The sequence below is a fragment of the Endozoicomonas euniceicola genome, assembly GCF_025562755.1.
GTDB classification, from domain to species: domain Bacteria; phylum Pseudomonadota; class Gammaproteobacteria; order Pseudomonadales; family Endozoicomonadaceae; genus Endozoicomonas_A; species Endozoicomonas_A euniceicola.
The window spans coordinates 5,230,151-5,249,520 of record NZ_CP103300.1 but is presented as its reverse complement, the minus strand read 5'-3'; the positions used below and the strand labels follow the sequence as shown (position 1 = coordinate 5,249,520).

General features: G+C 47.1%; 19 protein-coding genes. 10 read left to right on the top strand and 9 right to left on the bottom strand.

Annotated elements, in window-relative coordinates; translation table 11 throughout:
• Window position 1 precedes the first annotated feature (1 nt).
• Window positions 2–658: an HNH endonuclease gene (locus NX720_RS21300; RefSeq protein WP_262597330.1), complete on the top strand. Its 657-nt coding sequence runs from the start codon at window positions 2–4 to the stop codon at window positions 656–658.
• Window positions 659–808: 150 nt separating this feature from the next.
• Window positions 809–1,396 (top strand): GNAT family N-acetyltransferase, encoded by a 588-nt coding sequence (locus NX720_RS21295; protein WP_262597329.1) that lies wholly within the window; start codon window positions 809–811, stop codon window positions 1,394–1,396.
• Between the two features lie 109 nt (window positions 1,397–1,505).
• On the opposite strand, the gene NX720_RS21290 is transcribed toward NX720_RS21295, so the two are convergent.
• On the bottom strand, window positions 1,506–2,555 hold the full coding sequence (locus NX720_RS21290; RefSeq protein ID WP_262597327.1) for a hypothetical protein: 1,050 nt from the start codon (window positions 2,553–2,555) through the stop codon (window positions 1,506–1,508).
• 116 nt (window positions 2,556–2,671) lie between these two features.
• Between NX720_RS21290 and NX720_RS21285 the strand changes: the two genes are divergently transcribed.
• The 4 genes from NX720_RS21285 to NX720_RS21270 all read left to right on the top strand — a co-directional run bounded on the left by NX720_RS21285 (window position 2,672) and on the right by NX720_RS21270 (window position 6,922).
• Complete coding sequence (locus NX720_RS21285) at window positions 2,672–3,706, top strand: aldo/keto reductase (RefSeq protein WP_262597325.1); 1,035 nt, start codon at window positions 2,672–2,674, stop codon at window positions 3,704–3,706.
• A 57-nt stretch (window positions 3,707–3,763) separates the two neighbouring features.
• A complete protein-coding gene (locus tag NX720_RS21280; RefSeq protein ID WP_262597323.1) occupies window positions 3,764–4,765 on the top strand; it encodes an ArsJ-associated glyceraldehyde-3-phosphate dehydrogenase in 1,002 nt (333 codons plus the stop codon).
• A 1-nt stretch (window position 4,766) separates the two neighbouring features.
• Window positions 4,767–5,987 (top strand): organoarsenical effux MFS transporter ArsJ, encoded by a 1,221-nt coding sequence (arsJ, locus tag NX720_RS21275; RefSeq protein WP_262597321.1) that lies wholly within the window; start codon window positions 4,767–4,769, stop codon window positions 5,985–5,987.
• A gap of 206 nt (window positions 5,988–6,193) precedes the next feature.
• A complete protein-coding gene (locus NX720_RS21270) occupies window positions 6,194–6,922 on the top strand; it encodes an FKBP-type peptidyl-prolyl cis-trans isomerase (protein WP_262597320.1) in 729 nt (242 codons plus the stop codon).
• A gap of 80 nt (window positions 6,923–7,002) precedes the next feature.
• Here NX720_RS21270 and NX720_RS21265 read toward each other — a convergent pair whose 3' ends face one another.
• Entirely contained in the window at window positions 7,003–7,683 is a 681-nt protein-coding gene (locus NX720_RS21265) for a bZIP transcription factor (RefSeq protein WP_262597318.1), read from the bottom strand.
• A 226-nt stretch (window positions 7,684–7,909) separates the two neighbouring features.
• On the opposite strand from NX720_RS21265, the gene NX720_RS21260 reads away from it, so the two are divergent.
• The gene (locus NX720_RS21260) at window positions 7,910–8,671 is read left to right on the top strand and encodes a hypothetical protein (protein WP_262597317.1); all 762 of its coding nucleotides are present in this window, start codon (window positions 7,910–7,912) and stop codon (window positions 8,669–8,671) included.
• A 49-nt stretch (window positions 8,672–8,720) separates the two neighbouring features.
• Here the strand turns inward: NX720_RS21260 and NX720_RS21255 are convergent, their stop codons facing one another.
• Genes NX720_RS21255 through NX720_RS21240 form a run of 4 tightly spaced genes read right to left on the bottom strand, consistent with a single transcriptional unit; the run spans window position 8,721 to window position 12,240 of the window.
• Window positions 8,721–9,281, bottom strand: a complete 561-nt coding sequence (locus NX720_RS21255) for a PqiC family protein (protein WP_262597316.1) — start codon at window positions 9,279–9,281, stop codon at window positions 8,721–8,723.
• The gene (locus NX720_RS21250; RefSeq protein ID WP_262597314.1) at window positions 9,281–10,276 is read right to left on the bottom strand and encodes an MlaD family protein; all 996 of its coding nucleotides are present in this window, start codon (window positions 10,274–10,276) and stop codon (window positions 9,281–9,283) included. Before NX720_RS21250 ends, NX720_RS21255 begins: the two co-directional genes overlap by 1 nt.
• A 39-nt stretch (window positions 10,277–10,315) precedes the next feature.
• Window positions 10,316–11,101, bottom strand: a complete 786-nt coding sequence (locus NX720_RS21245) for an ABC transporter ATP-binding protein (protein ID WP_262597312.1) — start codon at window positions 11,099–11,101, stop codon at window positions 10,316–10,318.
• A gap of 5 nt (window positions 11,102–11,106) precedes the next feature.
• Window positions 11,107–12,240 (bottom strand): ABC transporter permease, encoded by a 1,134-nt coding sequence (locus NX720_RS21240; protein WP_262597310.1) that lies wholly within the window; start codon window positions 12,238–12,240, stop codon window positions 11,107–11,109.
• Window positions 12,241–12,442: 202 nt separating this feature from the next.
• Between NX720_RS21240 and NX720_RS21235 the strand changes: the two genes are divergently transcribed.
• Both NX720_RS21235 and NX720_RS21230 read left to right on the top strand, forming a co-directional pair.
• On the top strand, window positions 12,443–13,492 hold the full coding sequence (locus NX720_RS21235; protein WP_262597307.1) for a hypothetical protein: 1,050 nt from the start codon (window positions 12,443–12,445) through the stop codon (window positions 13,490–13,492).
• A gap of 264 nt (window positions 13,493–13,756) precedes the next feature.
• Entirely contained in the window at window positions 13,757–14,698 is a 942-nt protein-coding gene (locus NX720_RS21230) for a hypothetical protein (protein ID WP_262597306.1), read from the top strand.
• 36 nt (window positions 14,699–14,734) lie between these two features.
• On the opposite strand, the gene NX720_RS21225 is transcribed toward NX720_RS21230, so the two are convergent.
• The 3 genes from NX720_RS21225 to argR form a co-directional block, all read right to left on the bottom strand.
• A complete protein-coding gene (locus NX720_RS21225; protein WP_318654063.1) occupies window positions 14,735–15,124 on the bottom strand; it encodes an ABC transporter ATP-binding protein in 390 nt (129 codons plus the stop codon).
• Window positions 15,125–15,177: 53 nt separating this feature from the next.
• Window positions 15,178–17,727: a hypothetical protein gene (locus NX720_RS21220; protein WP_262597305.1), complete on the bottom strand. Its 2,550-nt coding sequence runs from the start codon at window positions 17,725–17,727 to the stop codon at window positions 15,178–15,180.
• Window positions 17,728–17,981: 254 nt separating this feature from the next.
• Window positions 17,982–18,440, bottom strand: a complete 459-nt coding sequence (gene argR / locus NX720_RS21215) for a transcriptional regulator ArgR (RefSeq protein ID WP_262597303.1) — start codon at window positions 18,438–18,440, stop codon at window positions 17,982–17,984.
• Between the two features lie 143 nt (window positions 18,441–18,583).
• Between argR and NX720_RS21210 the strand changes: the two genes are divergently transcribed.
• Window positions 18,584–19,318 (top strand): ATP-binding cassette domain-containing protein, encoded by a 735-nt coding sequence (locus NX720_RS21210; protein WP_262597301.1) that lies wholly within the window; start codon window positions 18,584–18,586, stop codon window positions 19,316–19,318.
• Window positions 19,319–19,370 lie beyond the last annotated feature (52 nt).

Below are 19,370 nucleotides of genomic sequence, written 5' to 3'. Positions count from 1 at the left end.
CTTGCCGACAGCCCGCTTATTCGGTGAACATAAAGAGGTTGACCTTTATCAGGGACTGATAAGCGGGGGTCCTGTTTTGTATATTCTGCGCCTGAACACTGCGGGCCAGCCAGTTCAATGGCTGACCTGGCAACAGACCGTCTGTCTGTATTCAAGGGAACTGGTCGTCTGGAGCCTGGGCGATATCATTTATCGGGTCAGGGGCGGACGCAACCGATGGCACGATAACCCGACAGTGATTGAGGTGCCCAGTATTGTCGCCTGCGGCGGTCGTCGTTTATTTCCTTTCCGTAACAATCCTGCATTAACCAATGTTTCCCTGTTTGAACGCGATAATTACCAATGCCTTTATTGCGGTAAATATTTCCGCCGATCCCTGCTGACCCGGGACCATATTGTTCCTACCTCGCGAGGTGGAAAAGACGACTGGATGAACGTCGTGGCTGCCTGCAGGCGCTGTAACCAGCACAAAAGTAACCATCTGCTTGAAGAAGTGGACATGTCATTGCTCGCCCTGCCCTATCGTCCCAACGCTGCGGAATACCTTGCCATGGTCAACAGTCGCAGAATCCTTCCTGAACAGGCGGAATACCTGAGCAGCCAGTTTTCTGCTAACTGCCGCTGGAGTATAAGACGCAAACGGGATTCGAATTCATAAGGTGTTAGCAATCAGAAAGATTGCCAGGTTTTTAGCTTTTAGCTTCTGGCTATTAGCTGTTCATACAGCCATTAAACAGCAGCGGACAGTGGGCAACGGAGAGCGTATGATTCCCCCGGCTTTTTTCAGTTGATGTCCGGGAGCACAGTCATGCCTTTTGAATGCATCGGAATGCCTCAAGGCACAAAATTCACACACAGACAGTCCGCAAATACCCTTAAATGCAGTCGTTCAAGGGAAGATAACCGTCTTATCTTTCAGCTGTTCGAAGAGAATGGCGGGAAGGTGGTGGGATATGTGGTCATTAAACACAAATTCGGTGACTTTCTGGACGATGATCGGGATGAGCTGGTCTATACGAAAGGGGCGTATGGGATGAGTTTAATGTCAGTATTGCCATCCTATCGCAGTATGTCATTAGGAACCTTGCTTGTATTCATCGCCACTCGCGAGGTTCAGGCCAATGGTGGCAGGCATCTGTACATAGTAAACCCGCTCTCGGATGTTTTCGGGTTTTATCTCAAGCTTGGTTTTCATCCGGACCCGGGCGGTGACGCCATACGTCAACAGAAAATTGATGAGGCTACCAACTTTACCTTTTTGAGTGAAAATTTCGTATTTGCTACAAAACTACAAATAGTTAGAAGTCACAACTTATGGCGAGGCCAGGTCGATCTGCTGTACACAATTCTTTTGGGCAAAATAGCGCCTTTATTTCAGTTTCATCAGCCGCTATAAACCCTGGTCCAATTGAAAACGCACCTTTATCACTGCTTAGATCGAAAAGGCTCAGGTTCTTTTGGTTTTCTGAGCTTGTCAACACGTTCATCCATTCTATTTACTGATGCTATAAACCATATCGTTCACGGAATTTTGGTTTATTGACTCTGCAAAACAAGCCTTCCCAAGCTACATAGACTCCCATACCCAGGGGGTTCGCTTTGATTTGCTGTATGAAGTGAATTTCGTAATCCTGATCCAGACAGATTTTTGCATTTTGCAAATGATACACCCGTTTGTGGCCGCGACATCTTACAAAAAACGTATCGAAAACTCCATCGTAGACTGATTCCTCAACATCGCAGTTATGAACAGGTATTTTCTTTTTGGAATCACAGACTTCATAACCATCAATATGTTTATGCTCCGCATTCCGCGCATTGCATAATCCCTTGATTCTAGCGTGTTTACGGGTGGTAAAAAGAGGATTGTTATCGATAAGGGTTGCTCTGAGCATTCCGTCATTATTCACCAGTAAATTATTGTTGTCATTGTACAGGCTTATGTAGGGAATAGCTGTGTTGGAAATCACTTTCGGGACTTTACGCACCCCATCCCAGGCTATATGGTACGAAGCACTGTAGCAATTCGCTGTCAGCATATCCTGAGAAGGATAATAACGAATGTTTCTACAGGTTTGCTGGAAATGATTCTCTTTTTTCATGATCCAGCGCTCTATCGGTGTTCTCTCATTTTCGGCGATGGCTCCATCCCCGGACAAAATTCTGACCTCCTTGCCATTTACACCAATGAACCTGATGTAGGCATCTGGATAAGACGCTCCCAATAAGTGAAACTTGGTGCTCAAATTTAGTTCGAATCCCTGCTTCTTTAGTTTGCATATATTACCCACAAAGCTTTTAATAACACGAAAATAGGAAGTATTTGGATGATAGCTCAACTCATCCAGCTCAGGATCATAATCGAAGTTTTCGCGAATACAGTCTGCGTCATCCCCGCACCGCTGGCTTATATAGGGGCCGGATGGAATACCGAAACGATCATTCAGGCATTCATCAAGCAAAATACGACTTTCATCATAGGTCTCGTCAACGAAATCGGCAGCATGGGCACAAGGCAGCAGCAATACCAGCGCAAGCAATAATAACTCTTTCATGGACACCACTTTTAGAATGGTTATTCTGATACGAATTGGACTGATCATTGTAGGAAAATTTCAATACTGCTGTGGCCAGAGCGTAAAATGCCTAACAAATTTAATGGAGTTACATCATGGAATTTCGTCAACTGGGCCAGACCGATATAAAGGTCAGTACATTGTGCCTCGGAACCATGACCTGGGGTGAACAGAACACTGAACAGGAAGCCTTTCAACAGCTGGACTGCGCGGTTGATTACGGCATCAACTTTATTGACACGGCGGAAATGTATCCCGTTCCCCCCGGGGAGGCGACCTATACCGCTACAGAAACCATCATTGGCAACTGGCTAAAGCACAGAGGACACCATCAGGATCTTGTCATCGCCTCCAAAATCTGCGGCCCCGGCTATGACTATATGAACGGCGGCCGTCTTATGACACCACGACATATTCATGATGCTGTTGAAGGCAGCCTTAAACGCTTGGGCGTTGACTGTATCGACCTGTTCCAACTGCACTGGCCTGACCGCAACACCAATTTCTTTGGACAACTGGGCTATAGCACGCTCCCCGAAACAGAAGGCACCCCCATAGAAATCACCCTGGAAGCACTCAACGACCTGGTGCAGGCAGGAAAAATCCGCCACTACGGTTTGTCCAATGAAACCCCCTGGGGGGCAATGAAACACCTCAGCACCAGCCGGAAAAAGCAGCAAGCCCGCCCGGTCTCTATTCAGAATCCCTACAACCTCCTGAATCGCAGCTTTGAGGTCGGTCTTGCAGAAATCAGCCACCGGGAGCAGCTTGGGCTACTGGCCTATTCCCCCCTGGCCTTTGGTACGTTAACAGGCAAGTACCTGCATGGCCAAAACCCGGCTAACGCCCGGCTGACAATGTTCAAAAGGTTTTCACGTTACACCTCATCACCACAGTCACTAAAGGCTACCGAAGCCTATGTAAACCTGGCCGGGGACGCAGGCCTCAACCCTGCCCAGATGGCTATTGCCTACGTGACTTCACGCTTTTTTGTCACCAGTGCCATCATAGGCGCCACTAACCTTGGGCAGCTGAACGACAATCTCCGTTCCAGTGAGCTGAGCTTGTCAGCAGATGTGCTGGAAGCGATAGAGCGTATCCACCAGCAATACCCAAACCCGGCCCCGTAGTTCACTGCTGCTGACCAGCACAGGAACCCTTATCAAAAAACTCAACGGAGTTGAGAGATGACTATCAAAGTAGGCATAAACGGTTTTGGTCGTATTGGACGCCTGGCACTGCGTGCTGCATTCGACTGGCCGGAACTGGAATTCGTACAGATCAACGATGTCGCAGGCGATGCAATCACTCTGGCGCACCTGCTGGAATTTGACTCTGTCCAGGGGCGCTGGCACCACCAGACCCGTGCCGATGGCGATAACATTATCATCAACGACAAGCCGATCCGTTGCACACAGGAACGTGAAATCAATGCGGTTGACTGGTCCGGTTGTGATGTCGTTATTGAAGGTACTGGTGTTCATCGTAAAACAGCCCTGCTGCAACAGTACCTGAATCAGGGCGTAAAACGTGTTGTTGTCACTGCACCCGTTAAAGAAGAAGGCGTTCTGAATGTTGTAATGGGGGTTAATGATGATCTGTACGACGCTGAACAGCACCGTATTGTCACGGCTGCGTCCTGCACCACTAACTGTCTGGCACCCATTGTTAAGGTGATTCAGGAAAAGCTGGGCATTGAACGCGGCTCCATGACTACTATTCACGACCTGACCAATACCCAGACCATTCTCGATGCACCGCACAAAGACCTGCGTCGTGCCCGTGCCTGCGGTATGTCCCTGATTCCAACCACTACCGGTTCTGCCACAGCCATCACGGAAATTTTCCCGGAACTAAAAGGCCGCCTGAACGGTCACGCTGTGCGTGTGCCTTTAGCTAATGCGTCCATCACCGATATGGTGTTCGATGTCACCCGCGATACAACCGCTGAAGAAGTCAATCAGTTGCTCAGGGAAGCCTCCGAAAACGAACTGAAAGGTATTCTTGGTTACGAAGAAAAACCACTGGTATCCATCGACTATAAAGGCGACCAGCGTTCTACGATTGTCGATGCCCTCAGCACTATGGTGGTCGATGGTCGTATGGTGAAAATCTACGCCTGGTATGACAACGAAATGGGTTACTCCGTCCGTACTGCTGAACTGGTGAAAAAAGTAGGGTCTGCCTGAGATGAATCGCCTGCTGTCGTCGCTCAGTCGTGATGTGCGCCAATACCTGCTGGTGACGTTTAATTACTGGAACTTCACCATCACCGATGGCGCTCTGCGAATGCTCGTGGTGCTGCATTTTCATGCCCTGGGTTATCAGTCGCTGGAAATTGCCATGCTGTTTCTGTTCTACGAGTTCTTTGGTGTCGTCACCAATCTGGTGGGTGGCTGGGTTGGCGCCCGCATCGGTTTGAACCGGACCATGAATGCGGGTCTTGCCCTGCAGATTCTGTCCCTGTGCCTGCTGGCAGTACCCTCTCAATGGCTGTCGGTGCCACTGGTGATGTTTGCCCAGGCATTGTCGGGTATTGCCAAAGACCTGAACAAAATGAGCGCAAAGACTTCCATCAAAAAGTTAGTCAGCGGCGGGCAGCAAGGCAGGCTCTATAAATGGGTGGCCATTCTGACAGGCTCTAAAAATGCCCTGAAAGGTGCCGGTTTCTTTATTGGTGGTGCGTTACTGAGTCTGGCAGGTTTTCGCTTTGCGGTTCTGGCAATGGCTTCGGTACTCGCTGCCGTCTTCTGCCTTAGCCTGCTATGGCTGGATAAGGACATGGGCAAAGCGAAAAACAAGGCAAAGTTCAGCCAGATTTTCTCAGGTCAGCGCAGCATTAACATTCTCTCCGCAGCCAGAATGTTTCTGTTCGGCTCAAGAGATGTCTGGTTTGTCGTGGCGTTGCCGGTCTACCTGTCCAGTGTCTTCGACTGGAGCCATTCGGAGACCGGGGGCTTTATGGCGACCTGGGTCATAGGCTATGGACTGGTACAGGGTATGGCACCCAAAATCACGGGAAATCAGGCTGGCCGACTGTCTGCTATTGTCTGGGCGACAGTGTTGCTGGCAGTATCCGTTCTGGTGGCAATGGGTATTCAGTGGCAGTGGCACCCCCAGTTTACCATCGTCGCCGGTTTGCTGGTGTTTGGCGGAGTCTTTGCCATTAATTCATCGCTGCACTCTTATCTGATTGTCAGCTATGCCAGGGAAGATGGTGCGTCCATGGATGTTGGCTTCTACTATATGGCAAACGCCATGGGACGATTGATCGGAACCGTGTTATCTGGCCTGATGTTCGGAATCGGCGGTTTAAGCATCTGCCTGTGGATTTCAAGTCTGTTTATCGCTCTGACTGTTCTTATTTCACTGGCTCTGCCCTGTCATCATTCCCATGCTTCCCCAGCCTGACCGAACGCCTGAAGGAGAATACTTCTTTCAGGCATTTTGTCTACTGCATGTCAGAAACGTGTCAACATCAATAAAACTGCCTGTTAAAGGTTCAACAATGGGTACCTATATGCCATCATCTGCGACTTATTGATTTTTGGTTACCGATGCCCTTGCTCATCGGAATAGTGACCCCTGCTCCCGGCAGGACACGTTGGAGATAAAGAGTGAAACAGATTCTCAAGATTTCTGCCCTGGCCGCGGCCGTTATTCTGGCTGGCTGTAACCAGCAAGACGCTACAGACACTGAAGTCAAACTGGATTCTCAGGAGCAGACATCTGCTTACGCCATGGGCGCCTCCATGGGCAGCTACGCACAGAAAACTCTGGACAGCCAGGATGAACTGGGCCTGAAAATGGATCGCGAGCTGATTATTAAAGGCTTTACCGATGCCGTTAATGGTAAGAGCCAGCTTGATGAAGAAGCCATTATCTCCGCTCTGCAGGAACACGACCAGGCGTTGCGCCCCCTGATTGAAAAGCGTCAGCAGGAAATGATGGACGAGAGCCGTAAAAAATCTGAAGACTACCTGAAAGAAAACGCTGAAAAAGAAGGCGTGAGCGTCACCGAGTCCGGCTTACAATATGAAGTGATTGAAGCGGGCAAAGAAGATGGCAAGAAGCCGACACTGGAAGACACCGTAACGGTTCACTACACCGGCAAGCTGATCGACGGCACCACGTTCGACAGCAGTGTTGAGCGTGGACAGCCAGCCACTTTCCCTCTGAATGGCGTGATCGCAGGCTGGCAGGAAGGCCTGCAACTGATGCCTGAAGGCTCTAAATACAAGTTGACTATTCCGGCGGAACTGGCCTACGGTGATCGGCCGGCGGGTTCCATCCCTCCTGGCTCTGTACTGGTCTTTGATGTTGAGCTGATCAAGATTGGTGAATAACCGTCTTCCATAGTGCAAGAGGATTTTCAACTGAGCTTGGAAATCCTCTTGGTACGGAAAACGACTTTAAGATCAGCAAATTAAGTCCCGGAGTTTCCCCTGCTAAGGCTGGCAATCGTTTTATCACGCTGCAGGATTTCTGCCTTAAGTCGCTTAATCTCGATTTCATTACTCGTCAGTTTCACCCTTAGAATTTCTTTGTCGATATCAGCTTTTACAAGCTCTGCCTTGGTGCACTCAAGTTCATTCTCAAGCTCGGCAATTCTTTTATCACGACGCTTAAGTTCATCCTTAAGCCTGGTAATCGTGTCATTAGAATCCCAAGATCCCTGAACAACGTCATCAGGTCCTGTCATAAAACACCTGAAGTACGAATTCTCTTTGCGAAGCTTCACAACTTCTTTCTGCAAGCTATTGAACGCATCTCTTTTTTTATCTCTGGATTTTTGCGAACTGACTCTGTTTCTAGCCTTGCGCTCCTGCATATACTTCCGATTTTTCTGAGCATCTGTTAGTTCTCCCTCCACTGATGAGCATGAACCGGCTTTCGCCGAAGGAACAGACTGATCTGCCGGTAATATCGGTCGCAAGTGTTTACCGCTAGAGAAACCCACATCTGTCGCATTTCGCTTTCTGACAGAAAACCCCATGACTGTATTTTCTGCTTCAGGACTTGCAGAGTCTTTTACTTGACTCGGAGAATGATTGACGGGCATACCGGCAGAGCTGGGCGTATTAATATCCATAATATTTTTCTTCATGGTTCCATGATTAAAATAACACCAACATATAGTTAGCAGCAGGCTACACGATATGACTGCCAAAAAAGATAATGGTTCACTTTTTACCCCTCAACAACCGTTAAAGTGCTTTTTTTATAAAAATAATGAACAAATATCCATAACAGCTGTCTATTGAGCAGCATGAATTTTAACTTTGAAGGTGACATTTAACCTTATTATCAGAAAATACTCAGAGAAAATCAGTATGGACATTAACAGAACCAACCCACCTGAATTGCCAACAGATATTTTTTTAGAAGTCGCAAGTGATGTTGCAAAAGGCGATAAACTCTGGGGTTCAGACGTTCAGAAGCAACCTTTGAGTAAAGATGATCTATTTCTGCCAAAAGATAATACAGCACAGCATCCTGTGGAGGTTTCGGAACACAGGGTAATCTGGACTCTGAAGCCCAGCCCTAATTTACCGTCAACTTCTCATCATGCTTTACCAGTGGAAAATAAACGCGATCCAAAGGCGCTTCGAAAAATGAAGAACAGGGATTCTGCATGTAAGTCCAGGATTAAGAAGAAAAAAGAGCTTCAAGATCTGCACAATGAAATTGACAAACTTAAGAATGAGAATTCTACCCTGAAGGCTGAAAACTCTGCCCTTAAAACACTCCTTTTACAGAATGTTGAGAATTCTGCCCCAGACGCTAAAATTTCTGCGTTTAAAACGCTCTTGTCACAAACCCATGAAGAACTAGACAAATCTACGATAAAATTTGATGAATATGATGCTGCCCTGAATGAATTAACAGGTATTGTCAAAGAGGATCCCCTTAAACGCTCCCTGCCTGCATGTGGAGAAGTAACCGGCTCTGAAAAATATGATGACACCGCTGCATCCGGGGAACTCCTTCATGAAAGCAAAATTGCCAGACTTGAAAGAGAACTCCAGAATCGTGATAAAGCAATTAATAAACTCAAAGCCGCTTTCCATAACTTTGAGAAAGAAACCTCCTAATCAACCGAAGGTTTCGTACTACTGCTCCTTAAATCCTGATCTTTCCCTTTTAACTCCCTGCAACCAGGCTGTGTTGCAGATCATCTGAAAACTGCTGCAACTGTCCACTGATGGCTTTTGCCAATTCAAAGGCAGAAGGCTGTTCACTGACGACCACCTTATAATATTCCACACGACGCTCGTCATTTATACGCCAGCTAACTTCCAGTTCCAGCTGCCGGCCTTTCAGCATCAGGTTCTGAATTTCTGCCTGAATGTCTGTATCCGGCCTTTGGCTGCGTAACCAGGGACCATGAAACACATCAGCCTGAGGGTTTTTACGTTGCAAATTCTGGGTCAACACTCTGGTGATAGCCTCTGCTAAAGGTTCACCCCAGCGATCCAGACGAAGCTGATGCAACTGAAACCCATCATCAATGTATGCCATATTACTGCGATCCAGCCAGGATGGTATGACAACCGGCATAATCCCGACAGACCCTGTCAGCCCGGCTTCCTGTTGTTCAGCCATTGGCTGAAGAGTGTAGTAACGATAGGGGGCCGAGCTGGCACAACCAGCCAGCAGCAGAACCATTAATACAGCGAGTGAGTGATGCAACACAATCTTCATTATCTTTCCCGGCTTTTTCCTAATACCAGTGCATTCGGCTGTTCTTCCAGTATTTCCGCCAAATCCTGCATAGCCCTTGCCGAGCGTCTCAGGTCAGTTGCACTGCGTTCCAGTTGATAAATCAGCGGTGAATCCGGTGCCACGGTATCGGACAACAGTTCGATGGTTTCATTCATAGAGTCCAGCGTCTTTGTCAGAGTCTCCAGCACCCTGTTAATGTTGTCGTTTGTTTGTGGAAAGCCTTCGGCAATGGTTCTGGACATTTTCTCCATACCCTGCGCCATGCCAACAAACTCATTGCGCATATCCGACATGCTGGTTCCCATCTTTGTCGACATAGTCCGGAATGAGAGCATGGCGTCGTTCACTGTCCCGGGCAGTTGCCGGAATGCTTCGGTATCTGTGACTTCTTTAAGATTTTTTGCCAGCTGACCCAGGTCGTTCATCAGCTCCGGCAGATTCATATCGTGAAGTTGCTCGGTAAGACTTTCCAGATCACTGGGAACGGTGGGAATCTGGGGATATCGGGTTTTGACATCCATCAACCGGGGCTGAGTCTTCTGGTAGAAATCAACTTCCATATACAGAAGTCCGGTTAACAGGCTTTGTGTCTTAAGCTTAACGCCCAACCCCCGATGGTACAGTTCATCCAGATTCAGTTCGGTGGTCTCGTCCGATGAAACAATCGTATCAGGATAGATGTCAACATAGACCGTATTCAACACCAGATGAGAGTCGTCATAGAGCTTGGCTTTGATATCGGCTACCTCACCAATCTTGACGCCCCGCAATGTCACTGCCGCCCCGATATTCAGACCCATAATGCTAGTGTCGTATATGACGACCATGCGTTCCTTGTTTCTGCCGGAAAACTTGCCCTGATTCACAAATACGATCAGTGCAGTGATCAGAGCAACCATAGCCAGCATAAAAATGCCCACCATGATCGGCCGGGATGCAGTGGCTAAAGATCGTTTATTCGCTGTGCGACTCATTATAGCCTGTCCTTACTCCTTGGGTCATTTCGGTGAAAGTCATGCAGGATTCGAAGCTATTTCACCACGGGATAGAAATTCACGCACCAAAGGCGCTTTACTGTGTCGGAGCATATAAGACGGTGCCCCGGTATCAAGTTGAGTTCTGGACTGAGCATCCAGAAAAACACCATTATTACCAATGGCAAATATACTCGCCAGCTCGTGGGTAACAATAACCACCGTCGCCCCGGACGACTGGCTCAGTTCCAGAATCAGGTCATCAAGACGTCCGGCACTGAGAGGGTCCAGCCCGGCGGAAGGCTCATCGAAGAACAGAATCTCAGGGTCCAGTGCCAACGCCCGCGCCAACCCGGCACGTTTGTTCATGCCACCACTGATTTCTGAAGGATAGTAGTCTTCATAACCGGACAGGCCGACTAAAGCCAGCTTATAGGCCACCCGGTCCCTGATGTCATCCTTGTCCCAGTCTTTGTACTGCTGCATCGGCAAGGCGATATTTTCAGCCAGGGTCATGGCGCTAAATAAGGCTCCGCCCTGGTAAGTGACACCCCAGCGCATACGCATTGACAGCTGATCTTCTTCACAGGCAGAAAAATAGTCCTGACCATGATAAAGAATCTGCCCCTGAGCAGGAGAATAAAGGCCAATCATATGCTTCAGCAGTGTACTTTTGCCACAGCCACTGCCGCCCATTATGACAAATACGTCGCCTTTTTGAACATTGAAATTCAGGTCTTTCTGAATCAGTTTGTGACCATATTGTAACCTGAGATCGCGCACTTCGATGGCATTGTCGCAATCTGGATTTACTTCAGAGTTCATGTCGTTCAAATACCCAGATGAAAGTACAGGATGTTCAGTACGGCATCCGCTACCACCAGATAAACAATAGCCGTCACAACCGCAGCCATTGTCGCCTGCCCCACCGCAGCCGAAGACCGCCCACATCTCAGGCCGGCATGACAGCCAGCAAAACCGATCAGACCGCCAAAGACAACGCTTTTAACGACACCCGTCGTTAAGTCCGCCATCGAAAACGACTGAGATAACTGGAAGTAATACATTCGTGGTGCAATATCCATACTGACAGCCACCACGGCACCTCCCAGCATCCCCAGAATATTGCTGTAAACCGTTAACAGGGGCATGGCAACAATCAGGGCGAGCATTCTGGGCAGAACCAGATAATCCACAGGTCTGATGCCCAGAGTGGTCAGCGCATCAACTTCTTCATTAACCTGCATGGTCCCCAACTGTGCGGCATAAGATGCGCCGGTGCGCCCGGCCATAATGATACCGGTCATCAATGCGCCCATTTCCCGCACCATGCCCAGTCCCACCAGGTTAGCCACATACACCTCAACACCAAACTGCCGCAATTGTACCGTTCCCAGATAGGCAAGGATCATTCCTACCAGAAAACTAAGCAGGGTAACGATGGGAACGGCAGACGGCCCCGCCTGATGCAGAAAGTTGATACCATCAGACCAGCGCGCATCGCTGCGTCCCCGAATCATTTTCTGAACACTGAGACCTACTTCCCCGGAAAACTGCAACCAGTCCTTAATCCAGCCCAGGCCCTGACGAAAAAGCCGAAAATAGTCCATGTGCTTTTTATTGCTCTCCTGATTAGGAGGAACGCTGGTAGCCAGCCTTAACAGGGACTGAATATCGTCAGGCAACTGCTGGACGTCCAGTGTACAGTTAAATCTCTGGCACAGTCGCTGGCAGGACAGGATAAATGCCATGGTGCCAGAGTCCCAGCGAAAGCCTTTACCCTCGGTAAAATAGATAGTCTCGATCTTTTCCTCTTGCAAAACATCAGAAAACTGCTGTTTAAATGGCTGAACAGGCGCACAGGTCCAGTCGCCACCCAGCTCAAAGCTGTTAGACAGACAATGATCTAAAGCCAACTCTTGTGTCTTTTTACTGTCGTTTATTAAAAAAGTCGGAGCGTTCATTAGCCTGATCGTAGAGCTGGGAAAATTCTCGAAGAATATAGCTTATCGATAGCATCGTAAACCGCTCTGACCTACGTTTACATTGGTGTACAGGTAGGGAAATCCGAATAATCACTAATTAGTCTACCCATTAATGACTCAGCATCTAAACTACTTCGCTGCAAGTTAACCCTAAAAAAATTTACCCTATCAGGTTTTTATCATGAGAACATTCTGTCAGTGCTTTTTACTCATTAGCTTTTTGTTGCAGTCACTATCAGTTAATGCTGCTCCTGCCCCTTTCGCCCATGAATTAAAAAATATTGAAGAGTTTAATTCAGGCCGGACAATCGATTATTTATCTCAATACGAGAAATGGGCTTATGAGCAGGGATATAGTGGCGTATATAACTGGCTTCATTCAAAGCTGCCCCTGGATGGTTATACTTGCCCTCCTATTAAACTACTGGGAACAAATGCCCATGCCGTCTGGTGGTTTATCCGACATTCAATGGATGAAGAAGCTCTTACAGCAGATAACAAAAAAATCCAGGAACTGGCTATGATGGCGTTAAAAAACTGTAGACATCGAAGCGCTAATATCAATACCCAAATTAACCGCTTATTACAATCAGCGTTCAATATAGATGGAAACCATGTATTAGGTGAGGTGTTACTTAATTTAATAATCTCTGATGTTGATTTGACAGAAATACCTATCTATTACGACAAATTATTCAAAAATGCATTAGTCAGCAGAAATTATCGCCTTGTTAACCTTCTGCTTAAGCGAATCGACACCCAGAATACTCCTCATTATATAGGCCTGATACTGAGACAACTTTTAACAAACTTCGAAATCTGGGAAGAACCTTCTACTGAAGAGCTTTCCTACGACTATGAAGACTTAGCACATGATGTAAATCAAAGTTATAGCGGCAGCTCAACTTTTTATGCAAATCCTTATTACTCTCATATTGAGCACATCCCGTCCGAGTTCAATCGTATTTTAAACTGGCTGCAAAAAAATCGGCAGCAGAACCCAACCGCCTTTCAGGAAGCTTTGGCTCAAGCCAGACAATACCGGCACCAAAATGCTATAGACTGGCTAACCCCTATTTGTATTACTGAAATCCCCCCTCAGACTGAACCTGAGACTGAATCTAAGACTGATGATACTTCCTCCACAAACGCTCAGCCCCGGCCTCAATCAAGAAGTGTTATTTCATTTATTATGGGTATTTTCTGCCTTAAAAGGCATTTCCTATCTTAATCTTTCCCACAGGTAACAGCCCCGGCCAGCAGACTAATAAGCAGCGCACGCCTCCGGTCGGGCAACCTCGAAATCTAAGATACTTCGCTGCAAACTTAGCCTGTATTTTTCCCATATAAGGAATTAATCATGAAAACATTCTTCCAGCGCTTTTTGCTTATTTGCATTTTATTTCATTATGTATCAGCTCATGCCGCCTTCACCCCAGATAAAATAAGCTTATTAACAATCAAAAATACAGGCGCCATTAAAACTCGTGATTTTTTGTCCATATTCGATGCGTGGGCTTCAGAGCTGGGAAATGAAGCCGTTTACCAGTGGCTTAAAACACCGTTGGATGGGGATAATGAAAGTAGCCTGCCTTTTGCGCTATTCACAGAAAATGCCCATGCTATCTGGTGGTTTATTAAACGAGCCATTCCTGAAGAAGATCTGACCCCGGATAACAATAAACTAAAGACGCTTGCCCTGATGGCTATAAGAGCTTGCAATGATAACTCCGGAATCATCGAAAGATTGTTAAATTCAGCATTCAGTATAAACAGCAGCCATGTGTTAGGTGAAGCACTGCTTAACATGATAACAGTCGATGGTTTTTACTCAATGATATCGCTCAATTACCGCAACTTAATCAAGACTGCACTAGAGAACAAAAACTATCGCCTTGTTAACCGCCTGCTTGAACTTATCAAGCCCGAGGATATTCCTGACCATATAGAGTCGATACTGAGCAACCTTGTAGCGCAGCCCGCTATCTGGGAGGATTTCTCTGCTGACCTTTACAGTGAACATCCTCTGTCCGAGCCTGGTCGTTTATTAACCTGGCTGCAAAATAATCAGCTACAAAACCCAGTCGCCTTTCAGGAAGCGTTGGCTCAAGCCAGACAAGCCAGGCACTCTAACCGTGAAGCGATAGGATGGCTAACCTCTATTGGGATTGTTGAAATCACTCCGGAGCCAGAGCCAGAAGCAGAGCCTGAGCAACAGCCACAGCTACAGCTACAACAGCCACAGCTACAGCTACAACAGCCACAGCTACGACAGCTACAGCTACAACAGCCACAGCCACAGCTACAACTACCACAGCCTCATTCAGGTAATATTCTTCCCTCTGACAGAACTCGGCTTCAGTCTCAAACAGGAGGCTTTTTTCCATTTATTCTTGCACTTATTGGAAGCCTTTCATGCAGTCGGAAGGGACCGTGACAACCCTTCCGACACCCAACAGCCCCGGTCAGCAGACTAATGAGTCGCACACCCCACCTGGCTACAAGCCACAAAGTGATTGTTACTGACATCACGCAGGGGGATTTCTCCGGCAGTGCAATCTGCCGTCGTATATTTACAGCGCCCGGCAAAACGGCATTCCGGAGCCGGGTCAATAGGTGAAGTGATTTCCCCCTGCAACACTTCACGCTCCATCAGCTGATCCAGGTCTGTGGTTGGAATGGCTGATAACACCGCTTTGGTATAGGGGTGGGAAGGTCGCTCAAACAGCTCCTTTGCCGTTGCTTTTTCAACCATTTGCCCCAGGTACATCACCGCAATCTCATCGGAAAAGTGTTTAACAACCGAGAGGTCGTGGGTGATAAAGATATAAGTCAGTCCCAGCTTATCCTGTAGATCCTGCATCAGGTTCAGCACCTGAGCCTGAATAGAAACAAAGTTTTGCTGTAGCGAATGGGTTAATCAGGTTTAGTGCTTTTAGGAATGTACAAGACCGGGTAGTCATTTGCGAATGGTGGGGACTGATAAAAGTCCCTGAAACTGATAGCATCAAAATTTTTTGCCAGATATTCCCTCAACAAATTCCTTGCTGTCATGCTGCATCTTTCGTTCCAGGGTTCTCCGATGAACAGGATGGGACCTCGATTATTCCATGCAATGACAGCCACCCAAAAAGAGAAAAAAAAGCGTTCAGAATCCCGATAAAGCCGATGTTCATCGGATGGGCTGTTGATTTGACTCATCAAACCCTTCCCTATATTGTCGGTATCAACCCCCAGGTTCAAACTGACAAAGTCCCAGCAGCACTGAGTTTCGACGTAGTCAGGAGCAGGCCAGCTTAAAACCAGAAAGTTAGCCTGGCTATCATAAGTCCTGACTGCCTGTAAGGCCGTTGCCTCGGTAACAGGGTCGTACCGCAGAGGGCTACCGGTTCTCTCTGTAACTTCCCGGTAGCTGCTGAAAACATCCGTTGCAGTCATTGGAATCTGGTAATTCTGGTTTAAAAAGTGAGACAGGGAACCACTTCCTGCACCAACTTCAAGGCCGACGGGATTACCATCGGTAAGCTCCCTGAGGTGATGGACCACCGGATCAAGCCATCGGCTTGATGGCGTGTAAAATAACCCGTGTTCATCTCTCAGCGGATGACTGAAGCCCAGCACTCCTATAAACATTGACTGCAAATCGAGAATTAACTCCTCATAAGTTCTCATGCTTGAGTTTATGATAAAAGATAAATATCCCTGATAATAACCTTCAGGGGTTTCAGGTAGTAACAGTGCAGAGCGTGCCATTCGCAGAGTTCTGGATAGCGATTGATTTTCGTTTAAACGGGTAAAGTTTTCCTGGTTCCGAAAGTCCGACAGGCTCAGGAGAACTGACCTCTGCGGGGGCTGCATGTCGGGTAGCTGTCCTGAACTCAGTATTGAGAAATAATCATTGTTTTGTGTCACACTATCTCCCTCCCTCCATTGAATAACGGCTAAAACCTGCCTCAGGCGGATTCGGGCACGTTCATTAAGACCGGAGAGTGAAGCATTTGCCTCTTCTGGCAGGACAGGTAGCCAACTATCAATAAAACTCCGGTATCCAGTCAGCAATGTAAAAAAACGGTAAAATAATTCAGGCGATGATTGTAAAAGACTCTTAAGCCAATCTATTCGCTCCTCGTTTGAGGAGAGTTTTTTTAGATAACTAATCAGAATGTCTTCCAGATAGCTTACTTCCTGATCTTGAAGCCAATGTTGTAGCGCGTCTTCGGAATTTTCAAGGCTATTTAGAAAGTCACTGAAGTTTTGTCTGAAAAATTCAATCTCAATCGACCTTGCCTGCTCAATCAGAAATGCTCTATAGCTACTTCCTGCACCAACTTCAAGGCTCACAGGATTGTCATCGAGGCAATTGACCCGTGAATCAAACCATCGGCGTGATGGCGTGTAAAATAACCCATGTTCATCTCTTAACGTATTACTGAAGCCCAGCACCTCTTTAAAAATTGACTGCAAATGGGTAATTAGCTCCTCATAAGATCCCATGCTTGAGCTTAAGATAAAAGATAAATATCCCTGATAATAACCTTCAGGGGTTTTAGGTAGTTTTGTACATGCGTAGCGTGCCGTTCGCAGAGTTTCGCGTAGCGATAGGTTTTCGCTTATCCGGGTAAAATTTGCCTCATCCCGGAAGTCCGACAGACTCAGAATAACTGACCTCTGCGGAGGCTGCATGCCGGGTAGCGGTAAACTTAGGGTTGAGAGATAATCATTGTTTTGTGTCGCAACATCTCCCTCCCTCCGTTGAATAACGGCTAAAACCAGCCTCAAGCGGATTTGGGCACGTTCATTAAGACCGGAGAGTTGAGCATCTACCTCTTCTGGCAGGACAGGTAGCCAACCATCAATAAAAAACTGATATTCAGTCAGTAATAAAAAAAAACGGTAACATAATTCAGGCGATGATTGTAAAAAACTGTTAAGCCGCCCTATTCGCTCCTCGTTTGAGGAGAGTTTTCTCAGATAAATAATCAGAATGTCTTCCAAATGGCTTACTTCCTGATCTTGAAGCCAACGTTGTAGCGCATCTTCAGAATTTTCAAAGCTTTTTAAAAGGTCACTGAAGTTTTGTCTGAAAAATTCAATCTCAATCGACCTTGCCTGCTCAATCAGAAATGCTCTATAGCTACCTGAGTCGTCGGCAGTTGCGCCAGCCCCTTCAGGCACCTCTCCGGATGTGCTGGGTTGGTCATCAGTCCACACAGGGTATACGACAAAGCTGTCCATCTTTTGAGGCAACTGGTACGAAAGCAGGTTTTGTTGTTTATCCTTGCTTTCGGGGAATGTGACTAAATTGATAAGGTCGTCATAGCCGTTCAGCAATATATCAGATCGAAGGAATAAATGATGAAGGTCAGGTGTTGCGTTAACCGGCTGCGGTAGAAAGATTGCCGTATAAGTGCAGATAAAGCAGCGGACAGTGGCCAGTATTCGCTTTTGCCTGGATGTGTTCTTCATTATTAACTCTTCTGTAGTTACCCAAAAAAAACTGCATTCAATACACGGAAGCCAGCAAAATACGTAACTATGTATTCAGGCGTTAGGGTATGAAGCACTCAGGAGACAAAGCAATCATGGCGTTGAAGGTTAGATGAGAAATTCAGTTTTTTCCTTATGTACCGGTTTTTTTTTATTATTTACCTGACGGGCCAGCGAATATTGTCGTTCACGCACTGAAATAAACGACAATATTCGTATTTTTTATACAGTATTCAATGAAACAGTTCTTCAATACTGTCCTGAATGGCTGCGATTTCTTTTACATCAACAGGCGCGACAAAAATGGTGTCATCACCGGCCACACACCCCAGAATACCTTCGGCACGACTGATTGAGTCCAGCAACCGGGCCACCATTTGCGCAGCACCCGGACTGGTTTTGATAACAATCAGAGTACCATTACTGACCACTTCCTCGACCAGATCACGAACGGAAATATTGGCATCCAGCTTGCCCATTTCCGGTGGCAGACAGTACACGAGATCGTTACGGGCATTGCGAGCCCTGACAGCTCCGTGACGGCTCAGCATCCTTGATACTTTTGACTGGCTGATGTTATCAAAGCCCTGTTCCTGAAGTACACTGACAATCTGGCTCTGGGAACCACAGCTCTCGTCTTTCAGCAACTGTCGGAAAGCTTTTACAAGGTCTTCCTGTTTTTGACTGGCCATACTATTCCTGAATAACTATTCTAAAAAGCCGTTTTTGTATAAAAAACCGCAGCCTTCGCATAATTATTTAAATGAAACTTGATTTCAAGCACTGACGTATAAGAAAATCTACCAACACTCATAATCAAAGAAACCTACAGGTAATGGGCATTGAAGTACAAAACCTCAGTAAATCATTCGGTTCTTCTGAAGTTCTGAAAGAGATCAGCTTTTCCATTCCTAAAGGAGAGACAACCATTCTCCTTGGTGCCAGTGGCGCAGGGAAAAGTACTTTGCTGCGTATGCTGAATCTGCTGGAAACCCCGGACACTGGTTCCATGGACATTGCCGGACTGTCCTTTCAGTTTCACAGCAAGGCGGATAAACAAATGAAGCAACAGGCATGCAGCCTGAGAAAAAAAGTCGGCATGGTGTTCCAGCAATACAATCTCTGGCCGCACATGACCGTACTGCAAAACCTGACAGAAGCCCCTGTCGTCCAGGGTGTTCCAAAACAGCAGGCGGTTAAGCAAGCCCATGAGCTGCTGCAGCGCATGGGACTGGGGAGCAAGGCGGAAGCCTGGCCTTCATCCCTGTCCGGAGGCCAGCAACAACGTGTTGCTATCGCCAGGGCCCTGATGCTGTCACCGGAGATTTTGCTGTTTGATGAACCCACAGCCGCCCTGGACCCGGCCATCACTAACCAGGTGGTGGATATTATTAAAGAATTAAGCGACTCCGGCATAACCATTGTTGTGGTGACTCACGAAGTTGAATTTGCTAAAAAAGTCGGCAGCCGTGTGATTTATCTGGAAGACGGGCACATTGTAGAAGACGGTCCCGCCACTCGTTTCTCTCAACCGGAAACTGCTGCATTCAAGGCATTTCTGGAGCATTAAGTCAGAAGCCTGACCGGCTTCAGAATGAGTTATACCAATAACAGGATATAGA

What these genes read in the sequence shown, in the direction of transcription:
- NX720_RS21285 (WP_262597325.1), top strand. Translation starts at nt 2,672, where the DNA reads ATGGAATTTCGTCAACTGGGCCAGACCGATATAAAGGTCAGTACATTG.
- NX720_RS21265 (WP_262597318.1), bottom strand. Translation starts at nt 7,683, where the DNA reads ATGAAGAAAAATATTATGGATATTAATACGCCCAGCTCTGCCGGTATG.
- NX720_RS21220 (WP_262597305.1), bottom strand. Translation starts at nt 17,727, where the DNA reads ATGAAGAACACATCCAGGCAAAAGCGAATACTGGCCACTGTCCGCTGC.
- NX720_RS21280 (WP_262597323.1), top strand. Translation starts at nt 3,764, where the DNA reads ATGACTATCAAAGTAGGCATAAACGGTTTTGGTCGTATTGGACGCCTG.
- NX720_RS21240 (WP_262597310.1), bottom strand. Translation starts at nt 12,240, where the DNA reads ATGAACGCTCCGACTTTTTTAATAAACGACAGTAAAAAGACACAAGAG.
- NX720_RS21295 (WP_262597329.1), top strand. Translation starts at nt 809, where the DNA reads ATGCCTTTTGAATGCATCGGAATGCCTCAAGGCACAAAATTCACACAC.
- NX720_RS21290 (WP_262597327.1), bottom strand. Translation starts at nt 2,555, where the DNA reads ATGAAAGAGTTATTATTGCTTGCGCTGGTATTGCTGCTGCCTTGTGCC.
- NX720_RS21235 (WP_262597307.1), top strand. Translation starts at nt 12,443, where the DNA reads ATGAGAACATTCTGTCAGTGCTTTTTACTCATTAGCTTTTTGTTGCAG.
- NX720_RS21225 (WP_318654063.1), bottom strand. Translation starts at nt 15,124, where the DNA reads ATGCAGGATCTACAGGATAAGCTGGGACTGACTTATATCTTTATCACC.
- NX720_RS21255 (WP_262597316.1), bottom strand. Translation starts at nt 9,281, where the DNA reads ATGAAGATTGTGTTGCATCACTCACTCGCTGTATTAATGGTTCTGCTG.
- NX720_RS21245 (WP_262597312.1), bottom strand. Translation starts at nt 11,101, where the DNA reads ATGAACTCTGAAGTAAATCCAGATTGCGACAATGCCATCGAAGTGCGC.
- argR (WP_262597303.1), bottom strand. Translation starts at nt 18,440, where the DNA reads ATGGCCAGTCAAAAACAGGAAGACCTTGTAAAAGCTTTCCGACAGTTG.
- NX720_RS21260 (WP_262597317.1), top strand. Translation starts at nt 7,910, where the DNA reads ATGGACATTAACAGAACCAACCCACCTGAATTGCCAACAGATATTTTT.
- arsJ (WP_262597321.1), top strand. Translation starts at nt 4,767, where the DNA reads ATGAATCGCCTGCTGTCGTCGCTCAGTCGTGATGTGCGCCAATACCTG.
- NX720_RS21210 (WP_262597301.1), top strand. Translation starts at nt 18,584, where the DNA reads ATGGGCATTGAAGTACAAAACCTCAGTAAATCATTCGGTTCTTCTGAA.
- NX720_RS21250 (WP_262597314.1), bottom strand. Translation starts at nt 10,276, where the DNA reads ATGAGTCGCACAGCGAATAAACGATCTTTAGCCACTGCATCCCGGCCG.